This is a genomic window from Halalkalibacterium halodurans (assembly GCF_004376175.1).
Taxonomy (GTDB): domain Bacteria; phylum Bacillota; class Bacilli; order Bacillales; family Bacillaceae_D; genus Halalkalibacterium; species Halalkalibacterium halodurans.
This window is the reverse complement of sequence record NZ_SNUY01000006.1, coordinates 68,347-84,040: the sequence shown is the minus strand read 5'-3', so window position 1 is coordinate 84,040 and position 15,694 is coordinate 68,347. Positions and strand designations below refer to the sequence as shown.

General features: G+C 44.2%; 20 protein-coding genes. All 20 read left to right on the top strand.

The window, feature by feature from the left end; genetic code table 11:
• Window positions 1-29: 29 nt before the first annotated feature.
• The 20 genes from fliF (at window position 30) to flhB (ending at window position 15,687) form a co-directional block, all read left to right on the top strand.
• Entirely contained in the window at window positions 30-1,607 is a 1,578-nt protein-coding gene (fliF, locus tag E2L07_RS03520; RefSeq protein WP_134228853.1) for a flagellar basal-body MS-ring/collar protein FliF, read from the top strand.
• Window positions 1,608-1,619: 12 nt separating this feature from the next.
• Window positions 1,620-2,627: a flagellar motor switch protein FliG gene (gene fliG / locus E2L07_RS03515; RefSeq protein ID WP_134228852.1), complete on the top strand. Its 1,008-nt coding sequence runs from the start codon at window positions 1,620-1,622 to the stop codon at window positions 2,625-2,627.
• Window positions 2,620-3,420 carry a flagellar assembly protein FliH gene (fliH, locus tag E2L07_RS03510; RefSeq protein WP_053430948.1) on the top strand — a complete coding sequence of 267 codons (801 nt, stop codon included), beginning with the start codon at window positions 2,620-2,622 and terminating at the stop codon, window positions 3,418-3,420. Before fliG ends, fliH begins: the two co-directional genes overlap by 8 nt.
• The gene (gene fliI, locus E2L07_RS03505; protein ID WP_134228850.1) at window positions 3,410-4,723 is read left to right on the top strand and encodes a flagellar protein export ATPase FliI; all 1,314 of its coding nucleotides are present in this window, start codon (window positions 3,410-3,412) and stop codon (window positions 4,721-4,723) included. Before fliH ends, fliI begins: the two co-directional genes overlap by 11 nt.
• Window position 4,724: 1 nt before the next feature.
• A complete protein-coding gene (gene fliJ, locus E2L07_RS03500) occupies window positions 4,725-5,165 on the top strand; it encodes a flagellar export protein FliJ (RefSeq protein ID WP_010898607.1) in 441 nt (146 codons plus the stop codon).
• A 10-nt stretch (window positions 5,166-5,175) separates the two neighbouring features.
• Window positions 5,176-5,745, top strand: coding sequence for a MotE family protein (locus tag E2L07_RS03495; protein WP_053430950.1), 570 nt, complete (start codon window positions 5,176-5,178; stop codon window positions 5,743-5,745).
• Between the two features lie 22 nt (window positions 5,746-5,767).
• Window positions 5,768-6,967 carry a flagellar hook-length control protein FliK gene (locus tag E2L07_RS03490; RefSeq protein WP_134228849.1) on the top strand — a complete coding sequence of 400 codons (1,200 nt, stop codon included), beginning with the start codon at window positions 5,768-5,770 and terminating at the stop codon, window positions 6,965-6,967.
• A gap of 20 nt (window positions 6,968-6,987) precedes the next feature.
• Complete coding sequence (gene flgD, locus E2L07_RS03485) at window positions 6,988-7,503, top strand: flagellar hook assembly protein FlgD (RefSeq protein WP_010898604.1); 516 nt, start codon at window positions 6,988-6,990, stop codon at window positions 7,501-7,503.
• A gap of 3 nt (window positions 7,504-7,506) precedes the next feature.
• Complete coding sequence (locus E2L07_RS03480) at window positions 7,507-7,905, top strand: TIGR02530 family flagellar biosynthesis protein (protein ID WP_134228848.1); 399 nt, start codon at window positions 7,507-7,509, stop codon at window positions 7,903-7,905.
• A 65-nt stretch (window positions 7,906-7,970) separates the two neighbouring features.
• Window positions 7,971-8,762 carry a flagellar basal body rod protein FlgG gene (flgG, locus tag E2L07_RS03475; protein ID WP_010898602.1) on the top strand — a complete coding sequence of 264 codons (792 nt, stop codon included), beginning with the start codon at window positions 7,971-7,973 and terminating at the stop codon, window positions 8,760-8,762.
• A gap of 79 nt (window positions 8,763-8,841) precedes the next feature.
• Window positions 8,842-9,054 carry a flagellar FlbD family protein gene (locus E2L07_RS03470; protein WP_010898601.1) on the top strand — a complete coding sequence of 71 codons (213 nt, stop codon included), beginning with the start codon at window positions 8,842-8,844 and terminating at the stop codon, window positions 9,052-9,054.
• Complete coding sequence (fliL, locus tag E2L07_RS03465; protein ID WP_010898600.1) at window positions 9,055-9,486, top strand: flagellar basal body-associated protein FliL; 432 nt, start codon at window positions 9,055-9,057, stop codon at window positions 9,484-9,486.
• Between the two features lie 48 nt (window positions 9,487-9,534).
• Window positions 9,535-10,527, top strand: coding sequence for a flagellar motor switch protein FliM (gene fliM / locus E2L07_RS03460; RefSeq protein ID WP_010898599.1), 993 nt, complete (start codon window positions 9,535-9,537; stop codon window positions 10,525-10,527).
• Window positions 10,520-11,725 (top strand): flagellar motor switch phosphatase FliY, encoded by a 1,206-nt coding sequence (gene fliY / locus E2L07_RS03455; protein WP_134228847.1) that lies wholly within the window; start codon window positions 10,520-10,522, stop codon window positions 11,723-11,725. Before fliM ends, fliY begins: the two co-directional genes overlap by 8 nt.
• 25 nt (window positions 11,726-11,750) lie before the next feature.
• Window positions 11,751-12,116: a response regulator gene (locus E2L07_RS03450; protein ID WP_053430954.1), complete on the top strand. Its 366-nt coding sequence runs from the start codon at window positions 11,751-11,753 to the stop codon at window positions 12,114-12,116.
• A gap of 11 nt (window positions 12,117-12,127) precedes the next feature.
• Complete coding sequence (gene fliO / locus E2L07_RS03445) at window positions 12,128-12,826, top strand: flagellar biosynthetic protein FliO (RefSeq protein ID WP_233422115.1); 699 nt, start codon at window positions 12,128-12,130, stop codon at window positions 12,824-12,826.
• On the top strand, window positions 12,823-13,524 hold the full coding sequence (gene fliP / locus E2L07_RS03440) for a flagellar type III secretion system pore protein FliP (RefSeq protein WP_010898595.1): 702 nt from the start codon (window positions 12,823-12,825) through the stop codon (window positions 13,522-13,524). The genes fliO and fliP overlap by 4 nt, the downstream gene beginning before the upstream one ends.
• A gap of 24 nt (window positions 13,525-13,548) precedes the next feature.
• Window positions 13,549-13,818 (top strand): flagellar biosynthesis protein FliQ, encoded by a 270-nt coding sequence (gene fliQ, locus E2L07_RS03435; RefSeq protein ID WP_010898594.1) that lies wholly within the window; start codon window positions 13,549-13,551, stop codon window positions 13,816-13,818.
• Window positions 13,818-14,594, top strand: a complete 777-nt coding sequence (gene fliR / locus E2L07_RS03430) for a flagellar biosynthetic protein FliR (protein ID WP_010898593.1) — start codon at window positions 13,818-13,820, stop codon at window positions 14,592-14,594. Before fliQ ends, fliR begins: the two co-directional genes overlap by 1 nt.
• Window position 14,595: 1 nt before the next feature.
• A complete protein-coding gene (flhB, locus tag E2L07_RS03425) occupies window positions 14,596-15,687 on the top strand; it encodes a flagellar biosynthesis protein FlhB (protein WP_010898592.1) in 1,092 nt (363 codons plus the stop codon).
• Window positions 15,688-15,694 lie beyond the last annotated feature (7 nt).

Sequence of the window (15,694 nt, the reverse complement as noted above, 5' to 3'; positions counted from 1 at the left end):
TGATGTCATGTTGGTAGGTAGGAGGACTCATGAACGAGAGAGTTAGACTTTATCGAGATCGTGTAACCGAATATTGGAGAAACCGAACGAAAAAGCAGCAAATGGTTATTGTTGGGGCCGTGTTATTGATCATCATTCTTCTCGCGTTCCTAACTTTTTTCAGCACAAGAACCCATTATGTTCCTTTATATTCAAATTTAACTTTGCAAGAAACTGGAAATATCAAAGAGACGTTAGATGCTCGGGGGATTTCTTCTGAAATTGCAAATGATGGGACGACCATCCTCGTACCTGAAACGCAGGTTGATGCACTAAAGGTTGAATTGGCTGCTGAAGGGCTACCGCAAAGTGGAACGATTAACTATTCAACTTTTCGTGATTCGATGGGATTTGGCATGACCGACAACGAGTTTTCCCTTATGGAACGGGCAGCGATAGAATCTGAGCTAGCGGATTTAATTCGTAGCGTGGATGGTGTCAATCAAGCCAATGTTATGATCACTCTACCAGAGCAAACGCTTTGGGTTTCCGATAGTCAGCAGGAGGCAACAGCATCCGTTGTTGTTGATCTAGCCCCAGGTTTTCAGCTAGACGCTTCGCAAGTAAGAGCACTTTATCATCTCGTTTCTCGAAGCGTACCAAACCTCCCAATTGAAAATATTGTGATCATGAACCAAATGTTTGAGGATTACCTGTACGATGATCACCATTCGACAGGTTCAACCCTATCAGTCTATGAACAACAGCGAGCCATCCAACGCGACATTGAAAGAGACTTAACAAGAAACTTGCAGCAAATGCTCGGCACCCTAGTCGGTCGTGATAAAGTTCTTGTTTCGGTTACAACGGACATTGACTTTACGCAAGAAAACCGTCAAGAAGAACGAGTGGAGCCTGTAGATGAAGAGAATATGGAAGGGATCGCCGTTAGTGTAGAAAACATTACCGAGACCTATAGTGGAGAAGGGACTCCTTGGGGAGACATTGAAGGCGTCGGTGATGATATCCCGAACTTCCCAGGAGTGTATGGAACGGGCGAAGTTGATTATGAATTAACAGAAGATCGTATTAACTACGAAGTCAACCGAATCCGAAGCGATATTGTTGAAAGTCCGTACAAGATTCGCGACTTAGGCATCCAAGTGATGGTGGAACCACCAGAAGGAATGGAGGAACTACCAGCAGATCGATTGGCGGATATTCAGCAAATTTTAGGCACGGTTGTCCGAACGAGCATTTCCGGTGTCTATGCCGCTGAGTTAACGGATGATGAGTTCAATGAAAAGATATTTGTCTCCTCCCAGCCGTTTGAAGGCAAGGCGGATCTAGAGACAGGCGCAGGTTCATCCGTTCCGGTATGGGTATATGTCGTTGGAGGAACCCTTCTGGCTACGATTATCTTCCTTATTGTTCTGTTAGTGAGAAGAAGAGGAGATTCCGACGAGGATTTGATGGACGATGACGGAGCATTAACTGAAGAGATCCCTGACCTACCACAAGAAGAGGAAGGGACTGGAGCACAAAAACGAAAGCAAATTGAACGAATGGCGAAAGAGAGACCAGAAGAATTCTCGAAACTTTTACGAACTTGGTTGTCGGAAGATTAGGAGGGGTACCACATGGCTAAAAAAGGTTTAACAGGTAGACAAAAAGCAGCGATCCTCCTAATCTCGCTCGGGCCAGAAGTTTCCGCACAAGTGTATAAGCATTTGTCCGAAGAGGAGATCGAGCAGCTTACACTGGAGATCGCGAATGTACGTAAAGTAGATAGCGAAATGAAGGAAGGCATTCTTGATCAATTTCATTCGCTCGTGCTAGCTCAAGATTACATCTCACAAGGCGGGATTAGCTATGCACAGAGCGTTCTCGAAAAAGCATTAGGGGAAACAGAGGCGATGAACATTATTAATCGCCTCACCTCCACTCTTCAAGTGAGGCCATTCGACTTTGCTAGAGAATCAGATCCGTCTCAAATTTTGAACTTCATTCAAAATGAGCACCCGCAAACCATTGCCCTTATCCTTTCTTATTTAGAGTCTGAACAAGCGGGGCAAATTTTATCGGATCTTCCTCAGGAAGTTCAAGCAGATGTCGCGAAACGGATCGCGCTAATGGACAGTACTTCACCAGAAATCATCAATGAGGTTGAGGCGATATTAGAACAGAAGCTATCGACGACTGCGATGAGTGATTACACTGAGACGGGCGGTATTGAAGCGGTAGTCGAAGTGTTAAATAGTGTTGATCGAAGCACAGAGCGAACGATTCTTGATGCGTTAGAAATTCAAGATCCTGAGCTTGCAGAAGAAATTAAGAAGCGGATGTTTGTCTTTGAGGATATTGTTACTCTTGATAATCGTTCAATTCAGCGTGTGATTCGCGATTGTGAGAATGAAGACTTGCAGTTAGCGCTTAAAGTTGCAAGTGATGAAGTGAAAGAAATTGTCCTTAGCAACATGTCTCAGCGTATGGCTGAAACCTTTAAGGATGAGATGGAATTTATGGGGCCTGTCCGCCTGCGTGATGTGGAAGAAGCACAAACGCGTATCGTTGCAGTCATTCGCCGCTTAGAGGAGGCGGGTGAAATTATCATCGCACGAGGCGGAGGAGATGATATTATTGTCTAAAATTATTAAGCCAGTCAATGACAATGATACGGCACAACGTGTAAAACAAATCGGGGTTCGTAACTTATTCGTTGCGGCGAGAACAGCAGATTCTAGAGATAATTCAGATTACGAGTCAAGTGCTGAGGCTAGCGATGCAGCGAACGTTGTGGAAGGTGAACTAGAGCGAGCGAAGAGCGAGGCAGAGGATATCATTCGAAAAGCGGAGCAGCAGGCCGCAGCTATTCGCGAGGCGATCGAGCAAGAGCGTATTCAGGCAACAGAAGAAATCGAGCGGTTGAAACAGCAAGCGATGGCTGAGGGGTTTGAAGAGGGGTATCAAGCAGGGCAATCGGAAGGCCTTGAATCTTATCGTCACTCCATTAAGGAAGCTTATGCGATTGTGGAAAGTGCTAAAGATGATTACCACCGCACGATAGAGGAAGCTCAGCCAACCATTATTAAGCTAGCTGCAGCTCTTTGCGAAAAAATCGTTGCAAAGCGATTAGAAGAAGATGAATCCCTCTGGCAAAGCTTAGTCCTACAAGTGATGGAAGAGGTCAGGGAATTTGAGGAAGTGTCAATTTATGTGCATCCGAAGTGGTATGAGCAGACGTTGCGACAAAAAAACGAACTGGCTTCCATCTTATCGGGAGAAGGGCTCATCCATGTTTATCCCGATTTGAACTTAACGGATAATGGCTGTGTTCTTGAAACAAAGTTTGGGAGAATCGATGCCTCAATGGATAGTCAGCTTCAACAATTAAAGCAAAAGCTGCTTGAAAAGCTAAAGGAGGCAGACGATGGACGCTAGATCACTCATTTCTCTGATTCCATCGTTATCTGCTTATAAATGGTATGGAAAAGTGACTCGCGTGATTGGTTTAACGATAGAAGCAAAAGGACCACAAGCTTCCATCGGTGAATTGTGTTACATCCTCGTAGGAAAACAAGGAACAAAAGTGATGGCTGAGGTAGTCGGCTTTAAGGAAGAGCGAGTGCTTTTAATGCCGCTTAACGGGACGGCAGAGATTGCTCCTGGTAGCTTAGTTGAAGGAACTGGTCGCCCTCTCCAAGTGAAGGTGGGCTATAGCTTAATTGGCCATGTCATTGATGGCTGTGGTCGGCCTTTAACTGGGGAAGCATTACCTAATGGGTTAACGCCGTATCCGACAGATAACCCGCCGCCAAATCCCATTTCTCGTCCACGGATTAAGGAAGCGATGCACTTAGGGGTTCGCGCGATAGACGGACTGCTTACAGTCGGAAAAGGACAACGTGTCGGGATTTTTGCCGGAAGTGGCGTAGGGAAAAGCACACTCCTTGCCATGTTAGCGAAAAACGCTGCCGCTGATCTGAACATCATTGCTCTTATCGGCGAACGGGGACGAGAAGTGAAAGATTTTATTGAAAGGGATTTAGGCGAAGATGGACTTAGGCGGTCGATTATCGTAGTGGCCACTTCAGACCAACCAGCCCTCATGCGAATTAAAGGGGCGATGACGGCAACTGCTCTTGCTGAATATTTTAGGGACCAGGGCCTACACGTCAATTTAATGATGGATTCAGTCACAAGGTTTGCGATGGCACAACGGGAAATTGGTCTAGCGGTCGGTGAACCTCCGACAACGAAAGGCTATACTCCATCAGTTTTCGCTTTGCTACCAAAATTATTGGAACGAGCAGGAACCAATGGGAAAGGGAGCATCACTGGCTTCTACACGGTTCTCGTCGACGGAGATGATTTGAATGAACCGATCTCAGATACGGTTCGCGGAATTCTTGATGGGCATTTCGTCCTTGATCGAGAGCTTGCCAATAAGGGGCATTATCCTGCGATCAACATTTTAAAAAGTGTGAGTAGGGTGATGAATGATATTGTTACAGATGAGCAAAAGCGTGCAGCAGAGCATGTTCGCTCACTATTATCGGTGTATAAAGAATCGGAAGACTTAATTAACATTGGCGCTTACAAGCGTGGCTCATCGAAACAAATTGATGAAGCGATCGAGCGACAGCCGGAAGTGACTTCCTTTTTAAGACAAAATACGGATGAAGTGGCGATTGCTGAACATTCGATCCAACAATTAATTCAAGCTTTTGGAAAGGGTGATTGAGTTGACATTTGAATATACGCTGCAAAAAGTTCTTGATCTTAAGAAAAGACAGAAGGAAGAACTGCAACAACAGTATTCTGAAGCAATGAACACATTTGAAACAGTAGCGACAAAACTCTATCACCTCTTAAAGCAGAGGGAAAAGCTTGAGGAACAGGCACGTGAAAAAATTGCCGTGGGCACGTCCATACACGAGCTGCAGCAGCGTGAAATGCTCATCGTCCAATTGCATCAAGAAATTCAACAACAGCAGCGTGCTACGAGCCTCGCGCGCGAACGAATGGACAAAAAGCACCGCGATTTACAGGCCATTTCGATTGAACTGAAAAAATATGAAAAAATGAAACAACAAAAACAGGAGCGTTTCTTGTTGGAAGAAAAGAAGCGGGAACAGCAGATCATGGATGAGCTATCCGTCCAGGCATTTGCATTCCGAGTGTAAAGGTGAGTGTATGGGCAAAAAAGAGAAGGGTACTAGCAAATTTCAATTTATTCTTTTTCTCATCGTCATTCCTATTATTTTCGCCGGCTTGTTGTTTTCAGGAATTGCCTATCTTCTAGGTTACAACGTAGTAAAAGAGGCGAAGGAAATCGGTGCAAACCTCCCAGTTGTAGGGAATTACATACAGACAGCTGAAGAAGAGGAGCGAGAGGAGCTAATTGCTGAGTTAGAGGAACAACTAGCGAGCCAGCAAGCAGAATTAGACCGCCTTGAGCGGGAATTAAGGGAAACGACAGAAGAGCTAAAGCAGGCTGAAGATGAAAAAGCGCTTTTGGAACAGCGAGAAGAGGTGGAAGAAGGCGTAGCAGAGCAAACGAACAATCGAGTGAAGGAGCTAGCCAAAACGTATGAGTCCATGTCTCCTAAAAATGCTGCTGCCATCCTTGAAGAAGTGGACATTGAAGAGGCAGTGATTCATATGTCCCTCCTATCCACAGATAGCCGGGCTGCCATTTTAGGGAAAATGGATCCAGAAAAGGCAGCAACGATCATGACACGACTTAACGACCCCCAGTCCTAAAAACGAAAGGAGGTGAAACCAATTGATACCAGCGATGATGATGATGCAGCTTGGAAATGTTCCCCACATCAATGGTCAAACGCCGCGATCAGAAAGTTCATTGACAGGAGAAGCGAACTTTTTGATGGTGCTTGATTCACTCACTTCAGAGGAAGGAGAGCTCGGCACATGGTCAGAAGGCACTGAGCCATCAATTGAATCGTTAGAGCTGTTCTATTCACTTCTACATATACAAGAAGAAGTGCCAAACGATGTGAAGGAGTGGCTCGTGGAGTTGATGGACGTACTGCCAATGGAATCGGTATTGCAGCTAGAGTCGCTGTTGACAGAAAAGGCTGATCCGGTTGATTTTGAAGATTTTCAAGCCATGTCAAAACAAGAGCAAGCCGTCTTCCACTTGCTTGCTGCACTACAGTTGATGACAGCGTCAGGGAATCAAGAACTACCTACTCAAATAAGAGGCCATGTTGTGCAAATCATGGAGCGAGCGTTTCCGTTTGTCGTTATTCAAGGGCAACACACTTTGTCAGAACAGTTCCGAGCTTTTATCGAACAGGCGAAAGAATGGTTGACTAAGCAAGGAGAGACTAAGCTTCTTACGAATGATGGAACGCAGCAACAAACGCAGAACAGTTTAGTAGAAACGAGCCGAACGTATCGTCCGTTTTTGTTAGCCAATGATGCAAATGAAGGACGCGTGCAAGGCTTAACGCTTCAACATCATGGTCAGGAGCTAGGTCAAGCGCTTAACCGGACACAACAGCTCGTCATCCACCTCGGAGAACAGCAGCCAAAAGAAGTCCAGCAACAACAGTTTCTTCGTCAGTTTCAACAAATTTTACAACGGGGAAATGTCGTGCAATTACAAAATGGAACACAAATGACGATTAAGCTCATGCCTGAACACCTTGGACGTTTGGATATTCAGTTAACCCAGACGAACGGTGCCATCGTTGCGAGAATCATGACGTCGACCACGATGGCAAGGGAGCTTGTCGAATCACAAATGAATCAGTTGCGTTATGCCTTCACACAGCAACAGTTGAACGTGGAGCGAATTGAAGTTGTTCAGCAACCGTCACATTCGTTGTTAGAGCGTGAAAATCAAGGTCAACAATCAACAAAGGACGAAAAGGAACAGCAACGGCAGGGTCAGGAACATTCAGACGGTGAGACGTTCCAGCAATTTTTGGATGATGTCGGCTTTGATGAACAAGTTTAGAGGGGAAGGAGTGACGGTTCGTGACGACAACAAACGGTATTGATGGCTCGTACTATTACGAAAATCGCCCGAAAGAACAAAGCAACTCGGGAATCTTAGGAAAAGATGATTTTCTGAGAATCCTCATTGCCCAGCTTCAGTATCAAGACCCGCTGAATCCAATGGATGACCGTGAATTTATCGCACAGATGGCGCAGTTCTCATCCTTGGAACAAATGACAAACATGAACAGCGCGATTCAACAGTTTGTTAAACAGCAAACAAGTCAAACGCTTGTCCAGCATAGCGAATTAATTGGTAAGCGTGTGACGTGGAAGCGGATCATTGATATAGATGAGTACAGACAAAAAGAAGAGCTTGTTGAAAACACCGTTACATCTGTAAGGCTTGAAACGAACGGAAATGTTAGCATTCAGCTCGATAGTGGACGTTGGATATCTGCCGATCAATTGGTTCAAGTATCCGGCAAAACGAATCATCAAGAGGAAGCTGAGGGGGATGTGGGCGACAACGCACCTGATGAACAGGAGGGATAAGTTGTGGACCCAAGAATCACTGGTTCGATACAGTCGATAAAGCCCTTAACACGAAAAGGTTCCGCTTTATCGAAACCGTCTCCTCATGTCTCGTTTGGAAATCTGTTTCAAACAGAGCTCCAGAAAGGGCAGTCGCTAAAGTTAAGCAAACATGCGGAGCAACGACTGCTGTCACGAGGCATTTCGATTTCAAAGCCACTTTGGAATCGAATTGAAGAGAAAGTGTTAGAGGCCGAACAAAAAGGCGTGAGAGATCCACTCATTTTAACAGAAGAAGCTGCGCTTGTCGTGAGTGCCAAAAACAAAACAGTCATTACAGTCCTTGATCTAGATGAAGCGGAAGATCATATTTTTACTAATATTGACGGAACAATCGTAGTGAACAACAAATCATTTCAATAAGGCTGGACCGAAAGGAAGCCAAGGCTGCTGATTGATGGACGCAGTCAAAAAAGGAGGAGCAAAAAATGTTACGTTCAATGTATTCAGGTATTTCTGGAATGAGAAATTTTCAAACGAAGCTCGACGTGATTGGAAATAATATTGCGAATGTCAATACGTTTGGATACAAAAAAGGTCGGACCACATTTCAAGACATGGTAAGCCAACAACTTGCTGGGGCAACCGCTCCTGGAGCGAACCGCGGTGGGGTAAACCCTCGTCAGGTTGGTCTAGGAATGCAGCTTGCATCGATTGACAATGTCCATACACAAGGAAGTTTGCAAAATACGAACCGCGAGCTTGATCTAGGGATTTCTGGTGATGGATTTTTCCAAGTACAAGATGGGGATACATTCTATTATACGAGGTCAGGAAACTTTTATTTTGACCAGCAAGGCACGATTGTTAATGCCCAAGGGCTTCGTCTGATGGATACGAACGGCAACCCGATCACGGTCCCAACGACAGCCCAAAGCTTTAGCATCGGGCAAGATGGAACGGTGACGTATATTGACGAAGATGGTGATTTGCAAGAAGCAGGGATGGTCCGTCTCGTGAACTTTGCAAACCCTGAAGGTCTAGCGAAAGCTGGAGCCAACCTCTATTTAGTGTCTGCAAACTCAGGTGCTCCGCTGTTTACTTCTGCCGGTAATGGAGGAACAGGTGACATTATAGCTGGAACGCTAGAAATGTCAAACGTTGATTTATCTGAAGAGTTCACAGAAATGATCGTTGCACAGCGTGGGTTCCAAGCGAATACTCGGATTATCACTACTTCTGACGAAATCTTACAAGAGCTAGTAAACTTGAAGCGCTAATGGCATGATCGCCATCTCGCGTAAAAATACCTGATGAAGGAGGTATGGGCTAGGGACAGCTCTAGCCCTTCCATTTCCGATGATTACGTTAATTCGTCTTAATGGCCGTCCGTTTCTTTTAAACGCGACCTTAATTGAACAAATTGAAGCTTTTCCTGATACAACAATTACGCTAATAAATGGGAAAAAAATTGTCGTACAAAACAGCATAGATGAGGTCAATGAAAAAGTGAGAGAATGTTTTAACCAAATTGGCCTTATAGCAATAAATAAAGATGTGGAGGGCTCATAAGTGTTTCGAAATCGTTTAGTCAACATCATGCTCATCATCCTGATTGTTCTAACGTTAGTGGGGGTCGCGGTCCTTATTTTCGTGAATTATTTTAATAATGAAGATGAACAAGATCGGGAGCCTACGATCGATGAGATTATTGCACAATCTTATGAGACAGAGGAAATCACGACAAATTTATTATCAAATGACTTTGTCCGTGCCCGTTTCCTGATCCACGTAGACAATCGTAATGCCTTACAAGAAGTACAAAAGCGTGATTTTCAAGTGAACAACATTATTATTCGTAGTTTAGCAGGAATGGACGCCTCTCAATTATCGGGTGCCGATGGAATCGAAAAGCTGGAGGCCCAACTTCAAGATGACATTAACGCGCTTATGCAAGAAGGTTCAGTCGTGAAAATTTATACGACCGAATGGGTCATTCAATAACGATGAAAAGAAAACAAATTGGCTAGAGTAGATTGAGAGGTGAGGTTCTTGGCTGACGTTTTATCACAAGGTGAGATTGATGCCTTACTCTCGGCGCTTTCCACTGGAGAAATGGACGCTGATGAACTGAAAAAGGAAGAGCTTGAGAAAAAGGTAAAAGTGTATGACTTTAAGCGTGCGCTTCGTTTTTCAAAGGATCAAATTCGCAGCATCAGTCGAATTCATGAAAATTTTGCACGATTATTAACCACATATTTCTCCGCCCAACTTCGGACGTTCGTTCAAATTTCTGTCGCATCGGTTGATCAGTTGCCGTATGAGGAATTTATTCGTTCGATTCCAAAGATGACGATCTTGAACGTATTTGAACCGGCTCCTCTTGACGGGCGCTTTTTAATCGAAGTGAATCCAAATGTTGCGTATGCGATGTTGGATCGGTTGTTAGGAGGTCAAGGGGTGAGCGTGAATAAAGTTGACAACTTGACGGAGATTGAAACTCGGATTATGTCCCAATTGTTTCAACGAACGCTAGATAGCTTTCAAGAAGCATGGAGCACCGTAATCGAACTAGAACCTGAGATGGATGCAGTTGAAGTAAATCCGCAATTTTTACAAATGGTTTCACCAAATGAGACCGTCGTTGTCATTTCTCTATCCACAACGATTGCGGAGACTTCTGGCATGATTAACATTTGCTTACCGCATGTTGTTCTAGAAGAAGTCTTGCCAAAATTATCGGTCCACTATTGGATGCAAGAAAAGAAAAAGCAGCGCCAACCGGGTGAACTGGATTCCATTGAACATCGAGTCCGTCAGGCTCCACTTCTAATTCAGACAGAGCTTGGCCGCTCAGAGATCACCATCCATGAATTTCTTCACCTTGGAATTGGTGATGTGATCGAGCTGGATCAGTCCATCCATGAACCGTTAAACGTCCGGGTCGGTGGTCATTTGAAATATTTAGCGCAACCAGGGAAAAAGAAAAACCATCTGGCGGTTCAAGTCACAGATGTAATTGAGGAGGCGGCAGAAGATGAATGATGAAATGCTTTCCCAAGATGAGATCAATGAATTGTTAAAGGGAGTTGCAAGTGATGGGGATGATGCAGAGGAAGTCGATGGTTTGGATGCCCCAGAAAATCAAAAAGGAGATAGCTTAGAAGGTTTCTTAACAAAGGTTGAAAAAGATGCACTCGGTGAAATCGGCAATATTTCCTTCGGAAGTGCTGCAACGGCGTTGTCGACATTGCTAAACGAAAAGGTAGACATTACGACGCCGCAAGTATCTGTGATACACAAGGATCAATTAGAAAAAGAGTTTCCCCAGCCCCATGTTGCAGTCCATGTGGATTACACTGAAGGGTTTGAAGGTATGAATCTACTAGTCATCCGCACGAAGGATGCTGTGATTATTGCAGATTTAATGCTTGGCGGTGACGGATTGAATCCTGAGGAAGAGCTAAACGAGATGCACATAAGTGCTGTTCAAGAAGCGATGAATCAAATGATGGGCTCTGCTTCGACCTCCATGTCGACGATCTTTAATAAACGTATTGATATTTCACCGCCTGGCGTAAACATGCTGGATGTGGGAAATGATCAAGGCACCGATCGTGTACCAGAAGGCGATGTTCTCATCAAAGTATCGTTTCGTCTACGGATTGGGGAACTGATCGACTCTTCTATTATGCAGCTCGTCACCGTGCCTTTTGCGAAAAAAATGGTCGACGACTTGATGAATCCTGCCCAAGATGAAGTGGCCGGTGCAGTGGCGATGGAAGTAGATCAACAGCCAAGGCAAGAAACGGTGAACGAAGCACCTCCAACCAATCAAACAGATCCAGTTCATATGCAGCAACCAACGCAAGGAGGGTATCGACAATCGATGTCACAACCACCTCTTCAAACAAGACGGCAAGCAAATGTTCAACCTGCCGCTTTTACGAATTTTGAACATCCTAAACTTAACGATACAGAAGCGGGCAACTTGGATATGCTCCTAGATATACCTTTGCAAGTAACAGTGGAATTGGGGCGGACGAAACGCTCAATCAAGGATATTCTTTCTTTCACACAAGGCTCGATCATTGAGTTAGACAAGCTTGCTGGGGAACCTGTCGATATTTTAGTGAACCAGAAGTTAATCGCGAAAGGCGAAGTGGTCGTCATTGATGAAAACTTCGGAGTTCGTGTCACCGAGATTTTATCGCAAAGAGAACGAATCGAACAGTTAAAATAAATACCGAAAGAAAGGTTGAGTGCAGATGGCAGCTAAAATTCTTATTGTGGATGACGCATCTTTTATGCGCATGATGATCAAGGATATTTTAACGAAAAATGGTTATGACGTAGTTGGGGAAGCCCATGATGGCGAACAAGCGGTGGAAAAATATAAAGAGCTTTCACCAGATCTTGTCACAATGGATATTACGATGCCTGAGAAAGATGGAATTGCTGCGTTAAAAGACATCCGAGCGATTGATCCGAATGCGAAGGTCATCATGTGTTCGGCCATGGGTCAACAAGCGATGGTCATTGATGCGATACAAGCAGGGGCAAAGGACTTTATTGTGAAGCCGTTTCAGGCTGATCGGGTCATTGATGCGATTCAGAAGACGTTAGGAGCGTAATGGATTTGGTCATGAAAGGAAACATGACAACTAAAGCAATTAGCTTTTTACTAATGGTGTGCTTGTTCAGCATCATGTCACCAAATAAAGGGTTCGCCGATGAGGTTGACTGTGATAGTGTTGCAGGATCGTTTCAAGAAGCTTGCCAAGGAGAAGCTAGTGTGAATGGGAGCGGGGAGGAACCGGGTGTGATGGAAGTGCCTGAGGAAGAACAGGCCTTTCAAGAGCAAAATATCTTTTTTCTCTTTTTGCAAATGTTTGCAGCATTGGCGTTTGTGCTCTTCTTAATCTATGTCGTGATGCGTTTCATTAGCCAACGCTCTCGTTCATTCAAGTCGACCCAAGCCCTGCAAAATCTAGGAGGCGTTCCTCTTGGCTCTAACCGCTCAGTACAGCTTATTAAAGTAGGTGACCGCCTGTTCGTTGTCGGTGTAGGTGAGTCGATTCAACTGTTAAAAGAAATAACGAATGAGCAAGAGAAAGAAGAATTACTTGCTAAGCAACAGACGATCTACGCTGACAGTCATGCTCCCATTACAAAAGCGATGACGTGGGTGCAAGACCTTACGAAACGGAATCGTTCCTCCGCGAAGGATGAGCCATTAAAGGAAGGACAACCGTTTAAACAGCTACTGCAAAAGCAGTTGTCTGACGTTCAATCAACTCAGGAACGTATTCGGAAAGCAATGAGGGAGCAGGACAAATCATGACGGAATTATTATTATTAACAGCGATTCAACTACCAGGACTTGACCCGGAATTTATGACAGACGATCCTGCGGGGGTAGCCACGACGGTTCAACTATTGCTATTACTAACCGTCTTATCCTTAGCGCCAAGCATCCTCATATTGATGACATGCTTTACAAGGGTAGTGATCGTCTTATCCTTTGTCCGGACAGGTTTGGCTACGCAGACGATGCCGCCGAACCAAGTGATTATCGGAATCGCCTTATTTATTACATTCTTTATCATGGCACCTGTATTTGCCGAGGTGAATGACCAAGCGTTGACACCGTTTTTGGACGGAGAAATTGACCAGCAAGAAGCAATGGATCGGGCAGCCATACCGATGAAGGAGTTTATGGCAAAGCACACGAGAGAAAAAGACTTGGCTCTATTTATGGGGTATGCAGGACATGATCGACCGGAATCAATTGAGGATATACCGCTTACCGCTCTCGTCCCAGCGTTTGCAATCAGTGAGCTAAAAACCGCTTTTCAAATTGGATTCCTTATTTTTATTCCGTTTTTAGTCATTGATATGATTGTCGCTAGTGTCTTGATGTCCATGGGGATGATGATGCTACCCCCGATCATGATTTCTTTACCGTTTAAAATTCTGTTATTCGTATTGGTCGATGGATGGTATCTTGTCGTCCAATCCTTGCTACTCAGTTTCAATTAGAAGAGGATCTAGAAGGTGATCTAAATGAGTGTCGATTTTATTATAGGTATAGCCGAGCGCGGGGTTTGGACTGTCCTGCTCGTTGCCGGCCCGCTTCTTCTCGTGGCATTAGGGCTCGGTCTATTTGTCAGCATTTTTCAGGCGACTACTCAAATACAGGAACAAACATTGGCGTTCATTCCGAAAATTGTAGGCGTCCTCGTATCTCTTGTTCTTTTTGGACCGTGGATGCTTTCCCAACTTTTAAACTTTGCTTATTCCATTTTCAATAACTTGCATCGGTTTATCGGATAATGGTGGATTGGATTCAGCTTTTACCAATGTTTTTGCTTGTGTTTGTTCGAATGCTAGCCTTTTTAATGACGATGCCTCTCTTCTCTTATCGGAACATTCCGGCCATGTTTAAAGTCGGCATCGCTTTATTTCTTGCTTGGATTCTCACTTTTTCTTTAGAGCCTGAAATCATTCTATTTGACGGGACTTATGTCATTTTAATTATGAAAGAAGTTTTAGTTGGTCTTATGGTTGGCTTGATTGCCATGGTGCTTCTTTATGCGATTCAAGCGGCCGGAGCATTTATCGATGTGAAAATAGGCTTTTTGATTGCGAACATAGTTGACCCGCAAACAGGAGCACAAAGTCCGTTAATCGGAAGCTACCTTTATACATTCGCCCTCTTGTTTATGCTTGCGACAAACGGTCATCATTTGTTGATTGATGGAATGTATTATAGTTATCAGTTTATCCCTTTAAATCAACCGTTCTTGAACGTTTCTGATGAGAACATGATTGAATTGATTGCGACAACATTAAACACGATGTTTATCATCGCTTTTCAGATGGCGTTTCCTCTTGTAGGCTCTTTGTTTTTAGTCGATGTTGCGCTTGGAATGGTTTCTCGTGCGGTTCCACAAATGAACGTGTTTGTCGTCGGGATGCCGCTAAAAATTTTAGTAGGGCTGCCGCTTTTAATGATCTTTATGGGCGTGTTTTTCATGTCTGTTAGTTACTTATTTGAGCGAATGCTAGAAACGATGCGAGCAATGATGGCCATTTTAGGGGGCACATGATATGGCTTCATTCATGAAAATAGATTTGCAGTTTTTTGCACAAGAGAAAACGGAGAAAGCAACGCCGAAAAAACGTCAAGACTCTAGAAAAAAAGGGCAGGTTGCGAAAAGCACCGATGTGAATACAGCGATCATCCTCCTCTGCGTTTTTTTGTTCTTGTGGCTATTTGGCGGACCCCTTCTTGGTGGTACATTAGAAAAGCTGTTGATCCATACATTCGAAAGCTATTTGTTAATGGATGTTACAGAAGAGAGCGTCGCTGAACTGATGTTTGAAATTACAATGGAAGCAGCGATCGTTCTATTACCGATTATGGCTATTGCCTTAATAGCTGGAGTGTTGGCGAGTTACATCCAGGTTGGCCCTTTGTTTACAACAGAGCCATTAAAAATGAAGCTATCTAAAATAGATCCAATTAAAGGAGCTAAACGAATTTTCTCCGTTCGCGCCCTTGTGGAGTTTTTGAAATCTTTATTAAAGATTGTGTTAACAGGGCTGGCCGCCTTTTCGATCGTTTGGTTTAGCTTAGAGGATGTTATGTTGTTATCGCAAAAAAGTGTAGAGAACTCTTTTGTTACCGTCGCACAGTTAACGGCGTTGCTAGGAATTCTTATCGCGATCCTTCTATTAATTTTATCGATTCCTGATTACTTGTATCAGCGGTACGATCATGAGAAACAAATCCGCATGTCGAAACAAGATGTGAAGGATGAGCATAAAAACGTGGAAGGGGACCCGAAAGTTAAATCAAAGCGTAAGCAAAAACAAATGGAAATGGCGATGCAGCGAATGATGCAGGAAGTGCCTAAAGCGGATGTGGTCATTACGAACCCAACCCATTACGCGATCGCTTTGAAATATGACCAATCTAAAATGGATGCCCCAGTCATCGTGGCAAAAGGCGTAGACTATGTGGCGTTTAAAATAAAAAGCTTGGCGAAGCAGCATAACGTAGTCACAGTGGAAAATAAACCTCTCGCTAGGGCGTTGTATGATCAAGCGGATATTGGTGATCAAGTACCTGAGCAGCTGTTTAAAGCCGTTGCTGAAGTACTTGCCTACGTCTATCGATTGAAGAAGAAACAAGTGTAGAAGACTA

Coding starts and splice junctions, on each gene's coding strand:
- fliF (WP_134228853.1), top strand. CDS start 30: ATGAACGAGAGAGTTAGACTTTATCGAGATCGTGTAACCGAATATTGG.
- fliG (WP_134228852.1), top strand. CDS start 1,620: ATGGCTAAAAAAGGTTTAACAGGTAGACAAAAAGCAGCGATCCTCCTA.
- fliI (WP_134228850.1), top strand. CDS start 3,410: ATGGACGCTAGATCACTCATTTCTCTGATTCCATCGTTATCTGCTTAT.
- E2L07_RS03495 (WP_053430950.1), top strand. CDS start 5,176: ATGGGCAAAAAAGAGAAGGGTACTAGCAAATTTCAATTTATTCTTTTT.
- flgG (WP_010898602.1), top strand. CDS start 7,971: ATGTTACGTTCAATGTATTCAGGTATTTCTGGAATGAGAAATTTTCAA.
- E2L07_RS03470 (WP_010898601.1), top strand. CDS start 8,842: ATGATTACGTTAATTCGTCTTAATGGCCGTCCGTTTCTTTTAAACGCG.
- fliY (WP_134228847.1), top strand. CDS start 10,520: ATGAATGATGAAATGCTTTCCCAAGATGAGATCAATGAATTGTTAAAG.
- E2L07_RS03450 (WP_053430954.1), top strand. CDS start 11,751: ATGGCAGCTAAAATTCTTATTGTGGATGACGCATCTTTTATGCGCATG.
- fliO (WP_233422115.1), top strand. CDS start 12,128: ATGAAAGGAAACATGACAACTAAAGCAATTAGCTTTTTACTAATGGTG.
- fliP (WP_010898595.1), top strand. CDS start 12,823: ATGACGGAATTATTATTATTAACAGCGATTCAACTACCAGGACTTGAC.
- fliQ (WP_010898594.1), top strand. CDS start 13,549: ATGAGTGTCGATTTTATTATAGGTATAGCCGAGCGCGGGGTTTGGACT.
- fliR (WP_010898593.1), top strand. CDS start 13,818: ATGGTGGATTGGATTCAGCTTTTACCAATGTTTTTGCTTGTGTTTGTT.
- flhB (WP_010898592.1), top strand. CDS start 14,596: ATGGCTTCATTCATGAAAATAGATTTGCAGTTTTTTGCACAAGAGAAA.